Source organism: Vibrio sp. 2130-1 (assembly GCF_033339515.1).
Genome location: NZ_JAWOUT010000443.1, coordinates 1 through 615, shown reverse-complemented (window position 1 = coordinate 615; position 615 = coordinate 1). Strand labels below are relative to the sequence as shown.

Annotated in this window: 1 protein-coding gene; it reads right to left on the bottom strand. The window is 40.3% G+C overall.

Annotated elements, in window-relative coordinates:
• Window positions 1-61: 61 nt before the first annotated feature.
• Window positions 62-496 (bottom strand): IS200/IS605 family transposase, encoded by a 435-nt coding sequence (gene tnpA / locus R7Q09_RS26730; RefSeq protein ID WP_017633711.1) that lies wholly within the window; start codon window positions 494-496, stop codon window positions 62-64.
• Window positions 497-615 lie beyond the last annotated feature (119 nt).

Sequence of the window (615 nt, the reverse complement as noted above, 5' to 3'; positions counted from 1 at the left end):
GTAAATTACCACCTTCTAAAGAAGGTGGCTTTGTGTGAGCCCCCTAAAAGGGGGCCTTTGTTTAGTCCAGCGCCAATTGCTGCTGCTCTACTCGCTCTTGCTTCTCTTGATGTCTTACATATCGGCGTATTATTTCTTCATTGATTCCAACACTATCGACAAAATAGCCTCTTTGCCAAAAGTGATTACCCCAAAGCCTGTTCTTCCTAAGGTGAGGAAACTTGCTAAATAGCTTTAAGGCTATTTTGCCTTTCAATACCCCCATCAACTTGGATATCGAAAGCTTTGGTGGGACCTTTACAACTAAATGTACGTGGTCAACTTGTACGTTTAGCTCTACGACTTCACATCCAAGTTGATTACAGTAAACATAAATACATCGATAAACTTCTTTACCTATATTGTTCTTCAAGATCCTAAATCGATACTTTGGCGTCCACACTATATGGTATTGACAACGCCAAAATACGTGGGAAGCTTGATTGTATCTACTCATGTTATTTGTCCTCTTTGACTTCTGGAAAAATCAAAGACGCATTTAGCATGAGTAGTTTTACAGGCAAAGCCGAAACGGATGATAACCACCTACTGAAGTAGGTGGTTTAGGGCTGAAAA

Coding starts and splice junctions, on each gene's coding strand:
- tnpA (WP_017633711.1), bottom strand. CDS start 496: ATGAGTAGATACAATCAAGCTTCCCACGTATTTTGGCGTTGTCAATAC.